The sequence below is a fragment of the Janthinobacterium sp. FT14W genome, from assembly GCF_009208755.1.
GTDB lineage: Bacteria > Pseudomonadota > Gammaproteobacteria > Burkholderiales > Burkholderiaceae_D > Janthinobacterium > Janthinobacterium violaceinigrum.
Window position 1 is genome coordinate 70,108 of sequence record NZ_WFLL01000014.1, and the last position, 17,423, is coordinate 87,530.

The 17,423-nt window shown below is 61.7% G+C and carries 17 protein-coding genes; 1 reads left to right on the plus strand and 16 read right to left on the minus strand.

The features are described from left to right. Positions 1-79: 79 nt before the first annotated feature. The 5 genes from GCN74_RS12015 to rpsF all read right to left on the minus strand — a co-directional run bounded on the left by GCN74_RS12015 (position 80) and on the right by rpsF (position 3,116). Positions 80-1,465, minus strand: coding sequence for a replicative DNA helicase (locus GCN74_RS12015; protein WP_034750488.1), 1,386 nt, complete (start codon positions 1,463-1,465; stop codon positions 80-82). Positions 1,466-1,610: 145 nt separating this feature from the next. Beyond that, on the minus strand, positions 1,611-2,066 hold the full coding sequence (gene rplI / locus GCN74_RS12020; RefSeq protein WP_034783456.1) for a 50S ribosomal protein L9: 456 nt from the start codon (positions 2,064-2,066) through the stop codon (positions 1,611-1,613). 27 nt (positions 2,067-2,093) lie between these two features. After that, positions 2,094-2,384 (minus strand): 30S ribosomal protein S18, encoded by a 291-nt coding sequence (gene rpsR / locus GCN74_RS12025; protein ID WP_010400024.1) that lies wholly within the window; start codon positions 2,382-2,384, stop codon positions 2,094-2,096. Between the two features lie 25 nt (positions 2,385-2,409). Next, on the minus strand, positions 2,410-2,709 hold the full coding sequence (gene priB, locus GCN74_RS12030) for a primosomal replication protein N (protein WP_086144118.1): 300 nt from the start codon (positions 2,707-2,709) through the stop codon (positions 2,410-2,412). Between the two features lie 20 nt (positions 2,710-2,729). Further along, entirely contained in the window at positions 2,730-3,116 is a 387-nt protein-coding gene (rpsF, locus tag GCN74_RS12035; protein ID WP_010400028.1) for a 30S ribosomal protein S6, read from the minus strand. A 275-nt stretch (positions 3,117-3,391) separates the two neighbouring features. Here rpsF and lexA point away from each other — a divergent pair, with 275 nt between their 5' ends. After that, positions 3,392-4,027, plus strand: a complete 636-nt coding sequence (lexA, locus tag GCN74_RS12040) for a transcriptional repressor LexA (RefSeq protein ID WP_152256949.1) — start codon at positions 3,392-3,394, stop codon at positions 4,025-4,027. A gap of 70 nt (positions 4,028-4,097) precedes the next feature. Here the strand turns inward: lexA and GCN74_RS12045 are convergent, their stop codons facing one another. The 11 genes from GCN74_RS12045 to GCN74_RS12095 all read right to left on the minus strand — a co-directional run bounded on the left by GCN74_RS12045 (position 4,098) and on the right by GCN74_RS12095 (position 17,204). Next, complete coding sequence (locus GCN74_RS12045) at positions 4,098-5,339, minus strand: cystathionine gamma-synthase family protein (RefSeq protein WP_152256903.1); 1,242 nt, start codon at positions 5,337-5,339, stop codon at positions 4,098-4,100. Between the two features lie 80 nt (positions 5,340-5,419). After that, positions 5,420-6,943, minus strand: a complete 1,524-nt coding sequence (gene purF / locus GCN74_RS12050) for an amidophosphoribosyltransferase (protein ID WP_152256904.1) — start codon at positions 6,941-6,943, stop codon at positions 5,420-5,422. A 39-nt stretch (positions 6,944-6,982) separates the two neighbouring features. Next, positions 6,983-7,471 (minus strand): CvpA family protein, encoded by a 489-nt coding sequence (locus GCN74_RS12055; RefSeq protein WP_092795381.1) that lies wholly within the window; start codon positions 7,469-7,471, stop codon positions 6,983-6,985. Between the two features lie 20 nt (positions 7,472-7,491). Then, positions 7,492-8,484 carry an SPOR domain-containing protein gene (locus GCN74_RS12060; RefSeq protein ID WP_152256905.1) on the minus strand — a complete coding sequence of 331 codons (993 nt, stop codon included), beginning with the start codon at positions 8,482-8,484 and terminating at the stop codon, positions 7,492-7,494. 24 nt (positions 8,485-8,508) lie between these two features. Beyond that, positions 8,509-9,807: a bifunctional tetrahydrofolate synthase/dihydrofolate synthase gene (gene folC, locus GCN74_RS12065; RefSeq protein WP_152256906.1), complete on the minus strand. Its 1,299-nt coding sequence runs from the start codon at positions 9,805-9,807 to the stop codon at positions 8,509-8,511. 115 nt (positions 9,808-9,922) lie between these two features. Beyond that, positions 9,923-10,795, minus strand: a complete 873-nt coding sequence (gene accD, locus GCN74_RS12070) for an acetyl-CoA carboxylase, carboxyltransferase subunit beta (RefSeq protein ID WP_152256907.1) — start codon at positions 10,793-10,795, stop codon at positions 9,923-9,925. 199 nt (positions 10,796-10,994) lie between these two features. Then, positions 10,995-11,792, minus strand: coding sequence for a tryptophan synthase subunit alpha (gene trpA, locus GCN74_RS12075; RefSeq protein WP_152256908.1), 798 nt, complete (start codon positions 11,790-11,792; stop codon positions 10,995-10,997). Between the two features lie 114 nt (positions 11,793-11,906). Then, positions 11,907-13,157 carry a tryptophan synthase subunit beta gene (gene trpB, locus GCN74_RS12080; RefSeq protein ID WP_152256909.1) on the minus strand — a complete coding sequence of 417 codons (1,251 nt, stop codon included), beginning with the start codon at positions 13,155-13,157 and terminating at the stop codon, positions 11,907-11,909. Next, positions 13,150-13,833: a phosphoribosylanthranilate isomerase gene (locus GCN74_RS12085; RefSeq protein ID WP_152256910.1), complete on the minus strand. Its 684-nt coding sequence runs from the start codon at positions 13,831-13,833 to the stop codon at positions 13,150-13,152. Before GCN74_RS12085 ends, trpB begins: the two co-directional genes overlap by 8 nt. 28 nt (positions 13,834-13,861) lie before the next feature. Next, on the minus strand, positions 13,862-14,665 hold the full coding sequence (truA, locus tag GCN74_RS12090) for a tRNA pseudouridine(38-40) synthase TruA (protein ID WP_152256911.1): 804 nt from the start codon (positions 14,663-14,665) through the stop codon (positions 13,862-13,864). Between the two features lie 73 nt (positions 14,666-14,738). Then, on the minus strand, positions 14,739-17,204 hold the full coding sequence (locus GCN74_RS12095) for a FimV/HubP family polar landmark protein (protein ID WP_413541538.1): 2,466 nt from the start codon (positions 17,202-17,204) through the stop codon (positions 14,739-14,741). Between the last annotated feature and the right edge of the window lie 219 nt (positions 17,205-17,423).

Consider the following 17,423-nt stretch of genomic DNA (forward strand, 5'->3'; position numbering starts at 1 on the left):
GCATTGAGTCGTGTTATTTACTACAGAAAGCCGCCCCGTAGTCGGGGGCGGCCGATGGAATTGCCAGTGCTGCTGAGTCTTAGTCGCCTTGGTAAAGCGCCAGGCCACCACTGTAATTGCCAAATTTGGTGTACTGCCCCATGAAGGTGAGGCGGATGCTGCCGATTGGACCGTTACGTTGTTTACCGATGATGATTTCGGCCGTTCCCTTGTCCGGCGAGTCGGGGTTATACACCTCGTCGCGGTAAATGAACAGGATCACGTCGGCATCCTGCTCGATAGCGCCCGATTCGCGCAAGTCGGACATGACGGGACGCTTGTTCGGGCGTTGTTCCAGCGAGCGGTTCAGCTGGGACAGGGCGATCACGGGACAGCCGAGTTCTTTCGCCAGGCCTTTCAAGCCCCGCGAAATCTCGGAAATCTCCGTGGCGCGGTTATCGCCCGGCGTATTGGCCGACATCAGTTGCAAGTAATCGACGATGATCAGGCCCAGCTTGCCGCATTGACGCGACAGGCGGCGCGAGCGGGCGCGCAATTCGATCGAGTTGAGCGCCGGCGTTTCATCGATGTACAACTGGGCGTCGTTCATCTTCTGGATCGCATTCGTCAGGCGAGGCCAGTCTTCGTCGTTCAGGCGGCCCGTGCGCAGACGGTGCTGGTCCAGCTGGCCGACGGAGCCCAGCATACGCATGGCCAGCTGGGCGCCGCCCATCTCCATCGAAAACACGGCCACGGGCAAGCCGCTGTCGATGGCCACGTTCTCGCCGATGTTGACGGAAAACGCCGTCTTGCCCATCGATGGACGGCCCGCCACGATCACCAGATCGCCCGGCTGCAGACCGGAGGTCATGCGGTCGAGGTCGATGAAACCGGTGGGCACGCCCGTGATTTCACTCTGGTTGTCGCGGCTGTACAGTTCGTCGATGCGTTCGACCACTTGCGTCAGCAGGGGCTGGATGGCAGTCCAGCCCTGGGCGCCGCGCGCGCCTTCTTCGGCGATGGCGAAAATCTTCGACTCGGCCTCGTCAAGCATCTGCTTGACTTCCTTGCCTTGCGGGCTGAAGGCCGTGCCCGAGATATCGTCGGCGACGGTAATGAGTTTGCGCAGCACGCCGCGGTCGCGCACGATCTCGGCGTAGCGCCGGATGTTCGCGGCCGATGGCGTGTTTTGCGCCATGGCGTTCAGGTACGCGAGTCCGCCCACATCATCGGCCTTGCCGAGCTGGGTCAGGGTTTCAAAAACAGTAATGACATCGGCTGGCTTGGAAGCGTTAACCATCTTGACGATTTGCTCGAAGATGATGCGATGGTCATAGCGATAGAAATCCTCCGCATGCATGAAGTCGGCGATGCGGTCATACGCCGCATTGTCGCGCAGCAGACCACCGATAACGGATTGTTCTGCTTCGATCGAGTGCGGCGGAATACGGAGGGAATCCAGTTGCGGATCAGAGGGGGCGTTCATGGCGCGAATTATACCTGCTTCGGCGTACTGGCAAAAATAAAGGGCTGAAATTGCGCGAAAAAAAGGCCACAAAAAAGCCGGGCGAACCCGGCTTTTCATAGTGCTTTACTGTACGGTAGCGCTTGCGGGCCAGGCCCGCAGACGATTACGCGTTCGCGTCTGGTACGACAGCGATAACAACTTCCACGACCACGTCGGTGTGCAGAGCAACCGAAACGTTGTGCTCGCCAACGATCTTCAGCGGGCCGGTAGGCATGCGGATTTGTGCTTTTTCAACAGCAAAACCTTGCTTGGTCAGCGCTTCAGCGATGTCGAAGTTGGTGACGGAACCGAACAGACGGCCATCGACGCCAGCTTTTTGAGCAACTTGAACGGTCAGGCCGCTCAGTTTTTCACCTTGGGCTTGCGATGCGGCCAGTTTGGCAGCAGCAGCTTTTTCCAGTTCGGCGCGCTTGACTTCGAATTCAGCCACAGCGGTTGCCGTAGCACGACGTGCCAGGCGTTGCGGGATCAGGAAGTTACGTGCGTAACCGTCTTTGACTTTGACGACTTCGCCGAGGTTACCGACGTTTACAACTTTTTCTAACAGAATGATTTGCATAGTTCTTCTCCAGGAATATCTGACCGATTAAGCGTGGTGCAGATCGGTGTATGGCAGCAGCGCGAGGAAGCGAGCGCGCTTGATTGCGGTGTCGACTTGGCGCTGGTAGTGCGCTTTGGTACCGGTCAGGCGTGCTGGCATGATCTTGCCGTTTTCCTGGACGAAGTCTTTCAGCGTGTCGACGTCTTTGTAGTCGACTTGCTCAACGTGAGCTGCCGTGAAGCGGCAGAACTTCTTACGTTTGAACAAAGGGTTTTGCTGTTTGCGTTTTTCTTTAAGCTTGAGCTTATTTTTGTCGAACTTTTTACCGAATGCCATGTCAGGCTCCTGTATCTAAAATGCGCTAGTCGGGAATGACTGCACTAAAATCAATGATGTGAAACACCAAACTCTTGCTGTTGCGGCTTTTTCTGGCCAGGAAACCCGTGAACTGATAGACCCCGCCCAAGCTTGCCTGACTGAACCGGCCTGAGATTTCGCCAGCGGCTAGCGCGGCAACATCAAACTCGGTCAAACGGGCAATCCCTGCTTCCATCTGCTGCGAACTGTGCTGCAATACTGCATTCACAATCGGCAGCCCTGCCGGGGTATAGCGCAATATTTCGCGCTCGGCAATGATGGCGGTGACTTGTAGCTGGTTCAGCGCACGATCCTGGTCAAAAATTAAGCGGCTGCGGCTGGAGCGGCTGCTGGTGCTTCGGTGCGGTGGCTTTTGGCCGCGTCTTCGCGTTGTACCGATTTCATCATCGGCGAAGGAGCTGTTTCAGCTTTCTTCATTTTAACGGTCAGGTGACGCAACACGGCATCATTGAATTTGAATGCTGTTTCCAACTCGACCAGGGTCTCGTTGTCGCATTCGATGTTCAGGCAGATGTAGTGTGCTTTAGGCAGCTTTTGGATCGAGTAAGCCATTTGACGGCGGCCCCAATCTTCCACGCGGTGAACCGAACCGCCGCGGGTGGTTACGCTGGCTTTGTAGCGTTCGATCATCGCGGGCACTTGCTCGCTTTGGTCCGGATGGACGATAAAGACTATTTCATAATGACGCATGCAAACTCCTTCAGGTCGGATTGATAATCGCCCACCCCGGCGTCAAGACGGGTGTGGGAAGGTCAGCCGAAGATTATAACCGCCTTTTGCAAACGTTTCAACCATTCCCTCCACCAGCGCCCGGAAAGCCCGTGCGCCGTCCTGTTTTTTAGCCGTGGGCGACTATTTCTTGCGAAATCCACGCAAAACACGGAAATCCCCTTGCATAGTAGGCGATACTGTACAAAAATACAGACTGTTCATATAGACAGCATTTTAGTATGCACCCACCGCTCATGATCAAGCTGACAGCACGACAAGAACAAATCCTGAACCTGATCAAGGACGCGATCGAAAATACGGGGTTCCCTCCCACCCGTGCCGAAATCGCCAATGAACTGGGTTTCAAGTCGGCCAATGCGGCCGAAGAGCATTTGCAGGCCCTGGCCCGCAAGGGCGCCATCGAGATTTCGCCCGGCACCTCGCGCGGCATCCGCCTGATCGGCGCCGCCGCCGAAGCGCTGCCGTCGAAAGCGCCGGCAGCGCTGCTGATGTCGCTGCCCCTGATCGGCCGGGTGGCGGCCGGTTCGCCCATCCTGGCGCAGGAAAACCTGGAAGCGAGCTACAACGTGGACCCGGCCCTGTTCTCGGCCAAGCCCGACTTCCTGCTCAAGGTGCGCGGCTGGTCCATGCGCGACGCCGGCATCATGGATGGCGACTTGCTGGCCGTCAAGAAAGTCGACAGCGCCAAGAATGGCCAGATCGTCGTCGCCCGCATCGGCGACGAAGTCACCGTCAAGCGCTACAAGAAGACGGGCTCCGTCATCGAATTGCTGCCGGAAAACCCCGACTTCAAGGTGATCACCGTCTCGCCGGAAGATGAGTTTGCCCTGGAAGGGCTGGCTGTCGGCCTCATGCGCAGCTGGCATTAAATCACTGCAGGCAAAAAAAGGGCCGCAACAGCATGACTGTTGCGGCCCTTTTCACATGGCGCGCGGCTGCTTAGGCGTCCAGCGCGTTTTTGAAATCGTCGAGCAGATCAGCCTCATCCTCGATGCCCACGGAGACGCGGATCAAGGACTCGGCAATGCCCATGCTGGCGCGCCGCTCGGCGCCCATCTCATAGAAAATCGTGTGGGCGACGGGAATGACCAGGGTGCGCGTGTCGCCCAGGTTGCTGGCAGGAATGGCCAAATGCAGGCGATTGAGGAAATCGAAGCAGTCGATGCCATCCTTCAATTCAAAGCTGAACAGAGAACCGTAGCTGCGGAACAAGTCCGTCGCCAGCGCATGCTGCGGGTGCGACGGCAAGCCCGGATAGTGCACGGCCGCCACTCTCGGGTCCGCCTGCAGCATGGTGGCCAGCGCCAGCGCGTTCGAGCAGGTGCGGTCCATGCGCAAGGCCATGGTTTCCGCGCCGACGGCGATATGGTGCGCCGCTTCCGGGCCCAGCGAGGCGCCGAAGTCGCGCAAGGCCTTGGCGCGGATCTGCGCGATGCCCCATTGGGGCGGCGCCGCCTTTTTATAGTTTTCAAAGATGTTCGGGTACTGCGTCCAGTCGAACACGCCCGTGTCCGTCAAGCTGCCGCCCAGCGCATTGCCGTGGCCGCCGATGGATTTCGTCAGCGCATTCACCACCAGGCCCGCGCCCACGGCTTTCGGGCGGAACAGATACGGCGTCGTCATGGTGTTGTCGACGATGTACAGGATGCCCTTCTCGCGGCACAAGTCGCCGATTTTCTTCAGGTCGGCAATCTGCGTACGGGGGTTGGCGATGGTTTCCACAAACACGATGCGCGTGGCCGGCGTGATGGCGGCCGCCACATGGGCCACGTCGGTGGCGTCGACGAACGACACGGCTATGCCCTGCCCCGTCACCGTTTGCCACAGGCTGTTGGTATTGCCAAACAAAAAGGCCGACGACACGACATGGTCGCCCGCGCGCAGCAGCGATTGCACCACGGCGCCGATGGCGCCCATGCCCGTGGCGAAGCACAGGGTCGCCACGCCGTCTTCCATCTTGTTGACCTTGTCTTCCAGCGCGGACACGGTCGGATTGCCCTGGCGGCCATAGCGGAAGCCCGGCTCCTTGCCCTGGAACACGGAAGCGAGCTGGCGCGCATCGGCGTAGCCGAAGGCAACGGAGGTGTGCACGGGCTTGTGCAGCGAGCCGTGCTCGATGCCCTTGCGGCGGTCGTTATGCAGGATGGTGGTGGTAAAGCCGTAGGTTTTATTGGTGGTCATGGTGGATGCAGGAGACTATTAACCCAAGACAAAAGCTGGGGTCAGACCCGGCGGGTCTGCCCCCAAAAGCAAGGCGCCGATTACGCTTCCGTTGTCGCCAGGTTCAGGTTCAACTGGGAACGGGGCGTATCTTCGGGCGCTGCCGCCTTCGGATGGTGGCGCGCATATTCCAGGCGGTCCAGGTACTCCTGCGACACGTCGCCCGTCACATACACGCCGTCGAAGCACGACGCCTCGAAGTTGGTCAGGGCCGGGTTGACGTCGGCGATCGCCTGCTTGAGCGCGCCGATATCCTGGTACACCAGGTAGTCGGCCGTGATTTCGCGGCACACTTCTTCCGTCGTGCGGCCGTAGGCGATCAGTTCGTCGCGCGTCGGCATGTCGATGCCGTACACGTTCGGGAAGATCACCGGTGGCGCGGCCGAGGCGAAGATGACTTTCGTCGCGCCCGCTTCACGCGCCATCTGCACGATTTCACGGCTGGTGGTGCCGCGCACGATGGAATCGTCGACCAGCAGCACGACCTTGTCCTTGAATTCGGACGGGATCGCGTTGAGCTTCTGGCGCACGGATTTCTTGCGCGCCGCCTGGCCCGGCATGATGAAGGTACGGCCGATGTAGCGGTTCTTGATGAAGCCTTCGCGGTACTCGATGTTCAGCGCCATGGCCAGCTGGATGGCGGCCGGACGCGAGGAATCGGGAATCGGCATGACCACGTCGATATGCACGCCTGGCAGTTCGGCGCGGATCTTTTCGGCCAGGTATTCGCCCATTTTCAGGCGCGTGGCATACACGGAGGCGCCGTCGATGACGGAATCGGGACGGGCCAGGTAGACGAATTCGAACACGCAGGGATTCAGGCTGGCATTGTCGGCGCACTGGGCGCTGTGCAATTGCTTGTCGGCATCGATGAAGACGGCTTCGCCGGGACCGATGTCGCGCACGAAGCGGAAGCCCATGCCTTCCAGGGCCACGGATTCGGAGGCGATCAGGTATTCAGGACCTTGCTCCGTTTCATTGATGCCCAGGCACAGCGGACGGATGCCGTGCGGGTCGCGGAAGGCCAGCAAGCCCACGCCGGCGATTTGCGCCACGGCGGCATAGCCGCCCTTGACGCGGCGGTTCAGCACGGTAACGGCCTTGAAGATGGCTTCCGGGTCCAGGTTCAGGCCCGTCGTCGCTTCCTGGATTTCATGCGCCAGCACGTTGAGCAGCACTTCCGAGTCGGAATCGGTATTGATGTGGCGGCGGTCGTTCTTGAACATTTCCAGCTTCAACTGTTCCCAGTTGGTCAGGTTGCCGTTGTGCGCCAGGGTGATGCCGAACGGCGCATTCACATAAAACGGCTGTGCTTCCTCTTCGCTCGACGAACCGGCCGTCGGGTAGCGGCAGTGGCCGATGCCCGTCGTGCCTTGCAGCGAACGCATGTTGCGCGTACGAAAGACGTCACGCACGAGGCCATTGGCCTTGTGCATGGAAAACATACTGCTGTGATTGGTCGCAATCCCTGCCGCATCCTGACCGCGATGTTGCAAAAGCAACAATGCATCATACAGCAATTGATTGACAGGTTGATGGGAAACGACGCCGACGATGCCACACATGGTGTGCTCCTAAACTGTGCTACTGATTTTAAAAAAAATTCAAAATTTCACATGCTGCGCGTAAGCGGCAGGCAGATAAGGCTTGATGGCGCGCGCGCCCTGTTCCGCGAGCGGGCTGAGCAGCGCGTTTTTCCAGAACGGCTGCTGCGGTATGGAAGTCATGCCGCACAAGATGACGGCGGTCAGCACGATCACAAGGCCCCGCGCCACGCCGAACAGGCTGCCCAGGGTGCGGTCGGCCAGGCTCAGGCCCGTCACCTTGACCAGCGCGTCCACCGTCATGGACAGCAATCCCATCAAAATGCGCACGCCGATGAACAGCACCACGAAGGCCAGCAACAATCGGACGGCTTCGCCCGGCACGGCTTCCGGCAGGAATTTCGCCAGCGTGGCGCCATAGGCGTTGGCAATGACGAAAGCCACGATCCAGCTGACCAGTGACAGTATTTCCTTGACCAGGCCACGCATCATGCTGATCAGCACGGACGTCACCAGCACGAACAGCACCAGGTAATCGAAGATCGTCACGCGCGTTCAGCCTTGCAAGATCACGCCGGTACCAGGCTGCCGCCCAGGCCCAGCTTTTGCAGCTTGGCACGGGTCTTTTCGGCGTCTTCGCGGCTGCCGAACGGCCCCACGCGCACGCGGATGCGCTCGCCCGCCGGGCTGGAGACTTTCTGCGTGTAGGACTTGATGCCCGCTTCGCGCAGCTTGTCCTGCAATTCGTCGACCTTGTCCTGCGTTGCCAGCGCCGCCACCTGCACCACGAACTTGCCGCTGCCGGCGTCATGGGCTTTCTCTTGCGGCTTGTCCAGTGGCTTGCCTTCCAGAATTGCCATGGCGCGCGCCGCATCGTCGGCCGATTGCGCCGGCTTGGCAGGTTTCGTTTCAGGCTTGGCTTCCGGCTTCACCTCGTGCTTGGGTTCCGGTTTCGGCTCCACCTTGGCCTCGTGCTTCGGTTCCGGTTTGGGCTCGTGTTTCGGCTCAGGCTTGGTCTCCACCTTGACAGGCTTGGGCTCGGGTTTTGCTTCTGATTTCGGCTCGGGTTTCGGTTCCACATACGCCGGCTTGACGGGCGCAGGCTGGACGGCTGCCAGCACGGGCGCGGGTGCCGGCGCGGGCTTGGCCGCCGGCGGCAGGGGCGCGTCGACGATTTCCTCGGACTGGTCCAGGCCGTTGTTCGCCGCGGCCTGGGCCGGGACGGCTGGCACGGGCGCGGGCGCAGCGGCCTTGTCTTTCGAGGGAATGTCGATGGCGATATCGTTGAAAGGCGCCTTCGGCTCGGAATCGAGCAGCATCGGCAAGCCGACGGCGACGCCCAGGGCCAGGGCGATGGCCCCGACCAGACGGCGGCGTGCGCGCTTTTTTTCAGGCAAGACCGGGTCCGGCGCTTCCTTGCCGCCACGGCGCGATCCGCCGCCACCGGAGGTGTTGGCGGCGCGCTTGCGGGTCGGCGACTGTGCTTCGCCAGGGACATAAAAGCCGCTGTCTTCGCCAGAGGATTCTTGCTTGTTTTTAAACAGTTTCGAGAACAAGCCCATGCGTGATTTTCAGTCGAGTGCGTTTCAGTGAAGTGAGGATTTTCGGGCCTTCATCACGCCGGCAACGGTGAGGAAAGAACCAAAGACCACAATTCTATCATTCTCACCGGCCCGGCTCATTGCATTTGCAAAAGCTTGTGCCGGATCATCGAAAATAGACACAGTATGTTCGCTGCTGTCGGGCTTATCTTCCAGCATGATCTGCACCTTGGCGGCCAGCTCGGAAGCCGTGGCCGCGCGCGGCGAAGGCAGGCCCGTCAGGCACCAGTGGTCGACGTGCTCACCCATCGCGGCCAGTACGCCATCGATATCCTTGTCCAGCATGGAGCCGAACACGGCATAGGTGTACGGGTGGAAACCCATATTGCCCAAGTTCTGGTTCAGCGCCGACGCCGCATGGGGGTTGTGCGCCACGTCGAGGATCACGCTGGGGCGGCCAGGCAAGACCTGGAAGCGGCCCGGCAGTTCCACCGTCACGAGGCCCGTGCGCACTTCCTGCGCGCCCACGGGCAGCTTCAGCTTCAGCACTTCCAGCGCGGCCAGCACGGCCGTCGCATTGAGGATCTGGTTGGCGCCACGCAAGCTCGGATACGCGAGCGAATTGCGGCGCTGCTCGCGCCCGCCGTAGTTCCACTGCTGCTTGTCGCCCGAATAGTTGAAATCGCGGCCCATCAGCCACAGGTCGGCGCCGATGGCCTCGGCATGGTCGATCAGCGACTGGGGCGGCACGGGGTCGCTGCAGATGGCAGCCTTGCCCGGACGGAAGATGCCCGCCTTTTCAAAGCCGATCGCTTCGCGCGTGTCGCCCAGGTAATCCGTGTGGTCGATATCGACGCTGGTGACGATGGCCACGTCGGCATCGATCACGTTGACGGCGTCCAGGCGCCCGCCCAGGCCCACTTCCAGGATCGCCACGTCGAGACTGGCCTGCGACAGCAGGTGCAGGATGGCCAGGGTGGTGAATTCGAAATACGTGAGCGGCGTATCGCCCCGCACGGCTTCGACGGCATGGAAGCTGGCGACAATTTGTTCATCGCTGGCCATCTCGCCCAGCACGCGCGCGCGCTCATTGAAATCGAGAAAATGCGGCTTGATGTACAGCCCCACTTTGTAGCCGGCGCGCAACAGCACGGATTCCAGCATGGCGCAGGTGGAACCCTTGCCATTCGTGCCCGCCACCATGATCACGGGGCAAGTAAACGCCAGTTGCATGCGCGCCTTGACGGCTTGCACGCGGTCCAGGCCCATGTTGATCTGGGTTTCCGAATGACGGTTTTCCAGCATGGCGAGCCAGTCCGGCAATGTGGTGGGGAGCTTGTGCATGGGAGACTTCTTGAAAAGAGTGCGCGGGGCGGGAAAGACATGAGACCCAAACCGAAGACTGGGGTCGGATTCTGAGGGTCCGACCCCGGCAGTTCAGGTTTTGGGGTAAATCAAATTACGCAAGTACTTCGACGGCCTGGTTCTGCAACAAGGCCAGCAGGCGGGCGATTTCTTCGCGCATCTTGCGGCGGTCGACGATCATGTCGACGGCGCCCTTGGTGACGAGGAACTCGGCGCGCTGGAAGCCTTCCGGCAGTTTTTCGCGCACGGTGTTTTCAATCACGCGGGGGCCGGCAAAGCCGATCAGCGCTTTCGGTTCGGCAATGACCACGTCGCCCATGAAGGCAAACGAGGCGGACACGCCGCCCATGGTCGGGTCGGTCAGCACGCTGATGAACGGCAATTTCTTTTCCGACAGCTTGGTCAGCATGGCCGTGGTCTTGGCCATCTGCATCAGCGACAGCAAGCCTTCCTGCATGCGCGCGCCGCCGGTGGCCGTGATGCAAATAAACGGCACTTTCTGTTCCAGCGCGATCTGCGCGCCGCGCACGAAGCGCTCGCCCACCACGGAGCCCATGGAGCCGCCCATGAATTCGAATTCGAAGCACGCCACGACCACTGGCAGGCTCATGATGGCACCGCCCATGACGACCATCGCATCCGTCTCGCCCGTCGCTTCCATGGCGGACTTCAGGCGGTCAGGGTATTTCTTGCTGTCTTTGAATTTCAGGGTATCGACGGGCAGGATTTCCTGGGCGATTTCATAGCGGCCACCCGCGTCGAGCAGGCTGTCGAGGCGTTCACGGGCGCGGATGCGCATGTGGTGGTCGCATTTCGGGCACACGTGCAGGTTCGATTCCAGGTCCGTACGGTACAGCACGGCTTCGCACGACGGGCACTTGACCCACAGGCCTTCCGGCATGGTCTTGCGCGCGCCAGCATCAGAACGCTGTATGCGCGGTGGCAGCAGTTTTTCCAACCAACTCATATTTTCTCCTTGGGCCCTTGTAGGGGTAGCGTCGATGGACGCCCCCCGGCAGACGGTCAACGGCGACACCCCCGTAGGGCGCCACCAAAAATTTTATCTATTGCACAATAACAGGCAAATCAGTGGCCGAAGTGTAGCCGTTTATCGCCGGGCTGTCGAACTTTGCCGCCAACGCATCTTGCGTAAACGGCAAGCTTGCTCAGGCGTCCAGTGCGGCGCGGATGTCCGCCGTAAAGCTGCGCACGGCGTCCACGGCGCCCCCTGCCGGGGCATTTTCTATCTCCTGGACGATGCGGCTGCCGATCACGACGGCATCGGCCACCTTGGCAACGGCCTTGGCCGTGGCGCCATCGCGGATGCCGAAGCCCACGCCGATAGGTAATTTTACATGCTGGCGGATGGCCGCAAGGCGTTCCGCCACCTGTTCCGTATCAATGTTGCCCGCACCCGTGACGCCCTTGAGCGACACATAATAGCTGAAGCCTCCGCCAACCTTGGCCACTTGCGCGATGCGCTCGTCGGTCGAGGTGGGCGCCAGCAGGAAGATCAGGTCCAGGCCCGCTGCCCGCATGGCGGCCGCGAATTCCTCGCACTCTTCCGGCGGATAATCGACGACGATGGCGCCATCGGCGCCGGACGCTTGCGCTGCAGCTATAAATGCGGCGCTGCCGATGCGCTCGATGGGATTGGCATAGCCCATCAGCACCACGGGCGTCGTCCGGTTCGTTTCGCGGAACTGACGCACATAGCCGAATACGTCATGGATGCCGACGTTGAATTTCAGGGCCCGCTCGCAGGCGCGCTGGATGACGGGGCCTTCGGCCATGGGGTCGGAAAACGGCACGCCCAGCTCCAGCACGTCGGCGCCGCCCTCGACGAGCGCATGCATCAGGGGCACGGTGGCGTCGGGGCCGGGGTCGCCGGCGGTAATGAAGGTAACCAGGGCGGTCTTGTTGTTGGATTTTAAGTTAGCAAAGGTAGCGGAGATACGGGACATGATGAGCTTTCTTGACGGTAAATGGATGGAATATTGTTCAAACCCAACTGCAAATACCGGGGTCGGACGGGGACGCCGAGTCCCTGAGGGTCCGCCCCCGGCTCTGCCTTGGGGTTAAGAGAAATTCAATCCCATGCGTTCCGCCACGGTATGCATGTCCTTGTCGCCGCGGCCCGACAGGTTGGCCAGTACAACTTTATCTTTCGGCAAGGTAGCCGCCAGCTTGGCCGCGTAGGCCAGCGCGTGCGACGACTCCAGGGCCGGGATGATGCCTTCGATATGGCAGCAATCGTGGAATGCCTGCAGCGCTTCCTCATCCGTGATCGACACGTACTGGGCGCGGCCGGAATCCTTCAACCACGCATGTTCCGGCCCCACGCCCGGGTAGTCGAGGCCAGCCGAGACGGAATGCGTCTCGATGATCTGGCCGTTCTCATCCTGCAGCAGATAGGTGCGGTTGCCGTGCAGCACGCCCGGGAAACCGGCCGTCAGCGAGGCCGAGTGCTTGCCCGTCTCCAGCCCTTCGCCGGCCGCTTCCACGCCGATCAGCTTGACATCGTTCTGGTCGATATACGGGTAAAAGATGCCCATGGCGTTCGAGCCGCCACCGATGCAGGCCAGCACGTAGTCGGGCTGGCGGCCCGTCATTTCCGGCATCTGCACCAGGCATTCCTCGCCGATCACGGACTGGAAGTCGCGCACCATCATCGGGTAGGGATGGGGGCCGGCCACGGTGCCGATGATATAAAAGGTGTTTTCGATATTCGTGACCCAGTCGCGCATGGCTTCGTTCAGCGCATCCTTCAAGGTCTTGGAGCCGGATTCCACTGGCACGACGGTGGCGCCCAGCAATTTCATGCGGTACACGTTCTGCGCCTGGCGCTTGACGTCTTCGCTGCCCATGTAGACCACGCATTCGAGGCCGAAGCGGGCGCAGATGGTGGCCGTGGCCACGCCGTGCTGGCCCGCGCCCGTCTCGGCGATGATGCGCGGCTTGCCCATGCGCTTGGCCAGCAGGGCCTGGCCGATCACGTTATTGATCTTGTGCGCGCCCGTGTGGTTCAAGTCTTCGCGCTTGAAATAGATTTGCGCGCCGCCCGCCATTTCGGACCAGCGCTTGGCGTGGTAGATGGGCGACGGGCGTCCCACGAAATGTTTCAGCTCGTAGCGGAATTCTTCCAGGAACTCCGGGTCAACGCTGTAGCGCGCATAGGCGTCCTTCAGCTCGGCCAGTGCGTGCGTGAGCGTTTCGGCAACGAAGGAGCCGCCATACGGGCCGAAGTGGCCCCGTACGTCGGGAAAAGGATAATCGGTAGCGTGGAACAATGCGGCGGCGGCGCCGGGCGCTGTGGTGTGGTCATTCATGGTTGTTTCCTCTGGCAATGATGGCATCGGCATCCTGCACCGCGGCGATAAACGCGCGGACACGGGACGCGTCCTTGATGCCCTTGGACGCTTCGACACCACTGCTGATGTCGACGGCGTAAGGGCGCACGCGCACCACTGCGTCAGTCGCGTTTTGTACGCTCAAGCCACCACTTAAAACGACCCGAGGCGCGAGTTCTTTTGGAATGAGGGACCAATCAAATACCTTTCCTGCGCCACCATACGCATCCACATAGGTATCCAGCAAGAGGCTGGCAAACAAGGGACTGGCGGCGCGATAGCGCTGTTCGTATTCTAGCAAATCTTCAAAGCGTGTGTCGGGTTTGACGCGGAACACTTGCGTAAACGGCGTATTCACGGCGGCGGCCAGCGCGGCGCTGTGTTCGGGCGTCTCGTCGCCATGAAATTGCAGCAGCGACAGGGGCGCCACGGCCCTCGTAGCCCGCACCTCGTCCACCGTGGCGTTGACGAACAGCCCCACCGTCGTCACGTACGGCGGGATGGCCGCAATCAGGCCCGCTGCCTGTTCAGGCGTGACATGGCGGGGGCTTTTCGGATAAAACACGAAGCCGATGGCATCGGCGCCCGCCGCCACGACGGCCTGGATATCTTCGACGCGGGTCAGACCGCAGATTTTGATACGTGTGCGTGGCATGTTGTTCCTTAATTCGACTTGATATCAATCAAAACCAGGGCAAGGCACTGCTGCCATCTTGCGGCAATGCCCACTGCGAATCGTAATCGATCTTCGCCAAATACAGGCCGTCCGGCATGAAGGTAGGCGCCGCCGCGTGACGATCCTTGCGTTCCAGCAACTGCCCCAGCCATTCCGGCTTTTCCCGGCCCGAGCCCACATACACGAGCGAGCCGACCAGGTTGCGCACCATGTGGTGCAGGAAGGCGTTGGCCGTGATGGTAAAGACGATCAGTTCGCCACGGCGCACGATCTGGATGTCGTGCATGAGCTTGACGGGCGACTTGGCCTGGCATTGCGCGGCGCGGAAGGCCGTGAAATCGTGCCAGCCCAGCAGCGGCTGCACGGCTTGCCGCATCAGTTCCACGTCCAGCGGACGGAAAAAGAAGCCGGCACGCCCTTCCATCAGCGGCGAACGGGTTGCGTTGTTGTACAACACATAATGATAGGTGCGCGCGCGGGCGCTGAAACGGGCGTGGAAGAAATCATTGACCGTCGGATCGCCCTCGAGTTCCCTGGCCCAGCGTACGGCGATGGATTTCGGCAGGAAGGCATTCACGCCCCGCACCCATGAGTGCACGTCGCGGTTCAGCTCCGTATCGAAGTGCACGACCTGTTCGAGCGCATGCACGCCCGTATCCGTGCGGCCGGCGCAGGTGGTGGCCAGGCGCACGCGGGCAAACTGCTCCAGCGCGTTTTCCAGCTGGTCCTGCACCGTCTGCCCGTCTTCCTGTTTCTGGTATCCATGCCAGGCCGTGCCGTCGTACTGCAGACCGAGGACGATACGCTTCAATGGCGTTGCTGTCGTAATATTTTGCATCGAAGCATTATACCGGCGCAGCAGCCTGCCGCGCCGGCGGGTATTGCTAACTGAGTAGTGCGCGCATAGTATTGGCTTTCTTCACCTGCTCTTCGCTGCCGCCCTTGATGACTTCATCGATCAGCTCGCGCGCGCCTTCCTTGTCGCCGATTTCCTGGTAAGCGATCGCCAGGTCCAGCTTGGTATCCATTTCCATGTGGATGGCCGACAGCGGATCGTCCACGCCCACGCCGGCCGTCTTGCCATCGTCGAGGTCCAGGTCGATGCCGGACAGGTCGAACTCTTGCGCGGGCGGTATGGCTTCCGGCAAGGCGGCTGGCGTTTGCGCGTCGTCAAACAGGCTGTCGACGGAAGGCTCGGCCGCCGCGACGGGCGCCGCCGGTGCCGCCGCCGGGGCCACCGGTTCGTCGAGGTCGAAATGGGCCAGGTCCACATCCTTCAGCGGATCGGGCAAAGGCGTCAAGCCCGCGCCCACGCCGTTCACGGGACCGGCTGGCGGCTCCAGGTCCAGGCCGAAATCCATGCTGGCGTCATAGTGCGCATCGTGCGCGGGCGACTGCGGCAGGCTGTCCGGCCCCGGCATGACGATAGGGTCGCTGGTGGAAACGGGCTCGAAATCGAGACTGTCGAGGTCGAAATCGAGGGGATCGCGCGCATCGCGGACCGCCACGGAGGACGCTGGCTCGGACGACGGCGCCGCTGCAGCCAGGTCGTCGGGCAAGTCCATGCTCTGGCCATGCAGCTCGTCGCCGGCCCCCTTGCTGAGGCTGACGACGGCGTCGTCTTCCGTATCGCCATACAGCGGGTTGGTGGGATCGAGCGCCAGGCCCAGCGCAGCGGCCTGCGGCCACTCTTCGCCCTGGCCGCGCGTCAGGCTGTACAGCTCGCTGGCCTGGTCTTCAAACGCGCGCACGTCGTTGCGGGCCGAATAGATTTCCAGCAGCTTCAGGCGGGCCGCATGGCGCTCGGGGTGGATGCGCAAGGCTTCCTTGAGGATATCTTCCGCCTGGCCATCGCGGCCGTAGGCGATATACACGTCCGCTTCGGCGACAGGGTCGGTTTCATTACCTTCCAGCAAGCTGGCACCCGCTGCGGCAGCCGCGCCGGCAGCGGCGGCGCCCGTGCCGAACAGGTGGTTGCTCGCTTCGGACTGCTGGTCTTCGGGCGCCAGGCCGGCCGGCGGCGCCACGGGCGCTTCCGGCTCGAACACGGGGGCGATATCGTCCTGGGCGGGCGGCGCCTCCTTGCGGCGGCGCGCGATCACCAGCGCGGCCACGGCGGCCAGCAGCGCGGCCAGGCCGATGCCGATGGCGCCCAGGTGGTCGCTGATCTTGTCGGCAAACGTGGGTTCCAGCGGCGATGGCTTCTTGACCAGCGGCACCGGTTTCGCTTTCGGCACGGGCGGCTGGGCTTCGGCCGGGGCACTGGCAATGGCGCTGGCCGATGCACTAGCCGATGCGCTGGCGGGAGCCTCGGCCGGCTTGGCGGGCGATGGCGCACTCTTGTCGGCCATGGCCTTGCTCTTCACGGCCATCAGCTTTTCCAAATCGCTGACGTTCTTTTCCAGCTCTTTGACGCGGGCGGCCGCTTCATCGACCTGCTTGGCCTTGGCAATCTTGTCTTCTTCGCTGGCAACGGCGCTCTTGCCCGCCGACTTGGCTGCCGGTTCCGCCTTCGACAGCTTCAGCTTGTCTTGCGACTCGCTCACGGCCGTCGGCTTTTCCTGCACCTTGGTCGCGCCGATCTTGCCGGCCGTGCTATGCGCCGCCTGCGCCGCCTTGACCGGCTTGCTTTGCGACACCTGCCCCGCCAGCTTGTTGCGGTAGGCTTCGAAATCGACGGCATGCGCCGTCACCACGCCCTTCGCTTCCGCCGCATCGGTGGCGCGGATGGCCTCCGTGCCCGGCACGGCCAGGATGCGGCCCGCCTGCATGCGGTTCATGTTCTCGCCCTTGAAGGCGTCGGGATTGGCGCGGTACAGGGCGACGAGCATCATGTCGAGCGAGACGCCCGACGGCTTCAGGTCGCTGGCGATGCGGCTCAGGGTGTCGCCCGGCCTGACCTTGTATTCGCCTGCCGCCTTTTTCGGCTGCGCGGCATCGGCGGCGGGCTTGCCCTTGCCCGGCTCCACTGGCGCCGTCACTTGCGCGCCGCGCGTCTGGCGCGCTTCGGGCGTGTCGAGCACGAAGGCATACTCGCGCACCTGGCGGCCGCTCTTGCTGCTCAGTTCCAGCAGCAGGTCCACCATGGGTTCGGCCACGGGCTGCGCCGAGCTGATGCGGATGAAGGACTTGCCGTTGCGGTTTTCCACGGCAAACGTCAGCGCGTTCAGGGCGGGATTGAATTCCACATTGGCCTGGCGGTAGGCGTCCGGCGGCGCCAGCTTGGCCAGCAGGCTGGCCGCCTCGCCTGGCTTGACGGCCGATAATTCGACCTCGGCGCGCAGCGGCTGGCCGGCGGCGGACAGCACCGTGATCTTGCCCAGCTCGGCTGCGGATACCGCCGGTGACAATAACACCGCACAGGCGACAGCGCTGCTCAGTGTTTTAATGGCAAGGGAGGCGACCCGGGGACGAGTGTGTACAGGCATAGTTGGCGGCATCTTAGTTGACATGGGAAAACTGTTACTTTTCCAGAGGTATCAACATATCATCATGCCCAGAGCTATGCAAGCTCCGCATGGTTGAGCCTTGACAGGCTCAGGATGAAAAAAAAGCCGGGAAAACAGCCC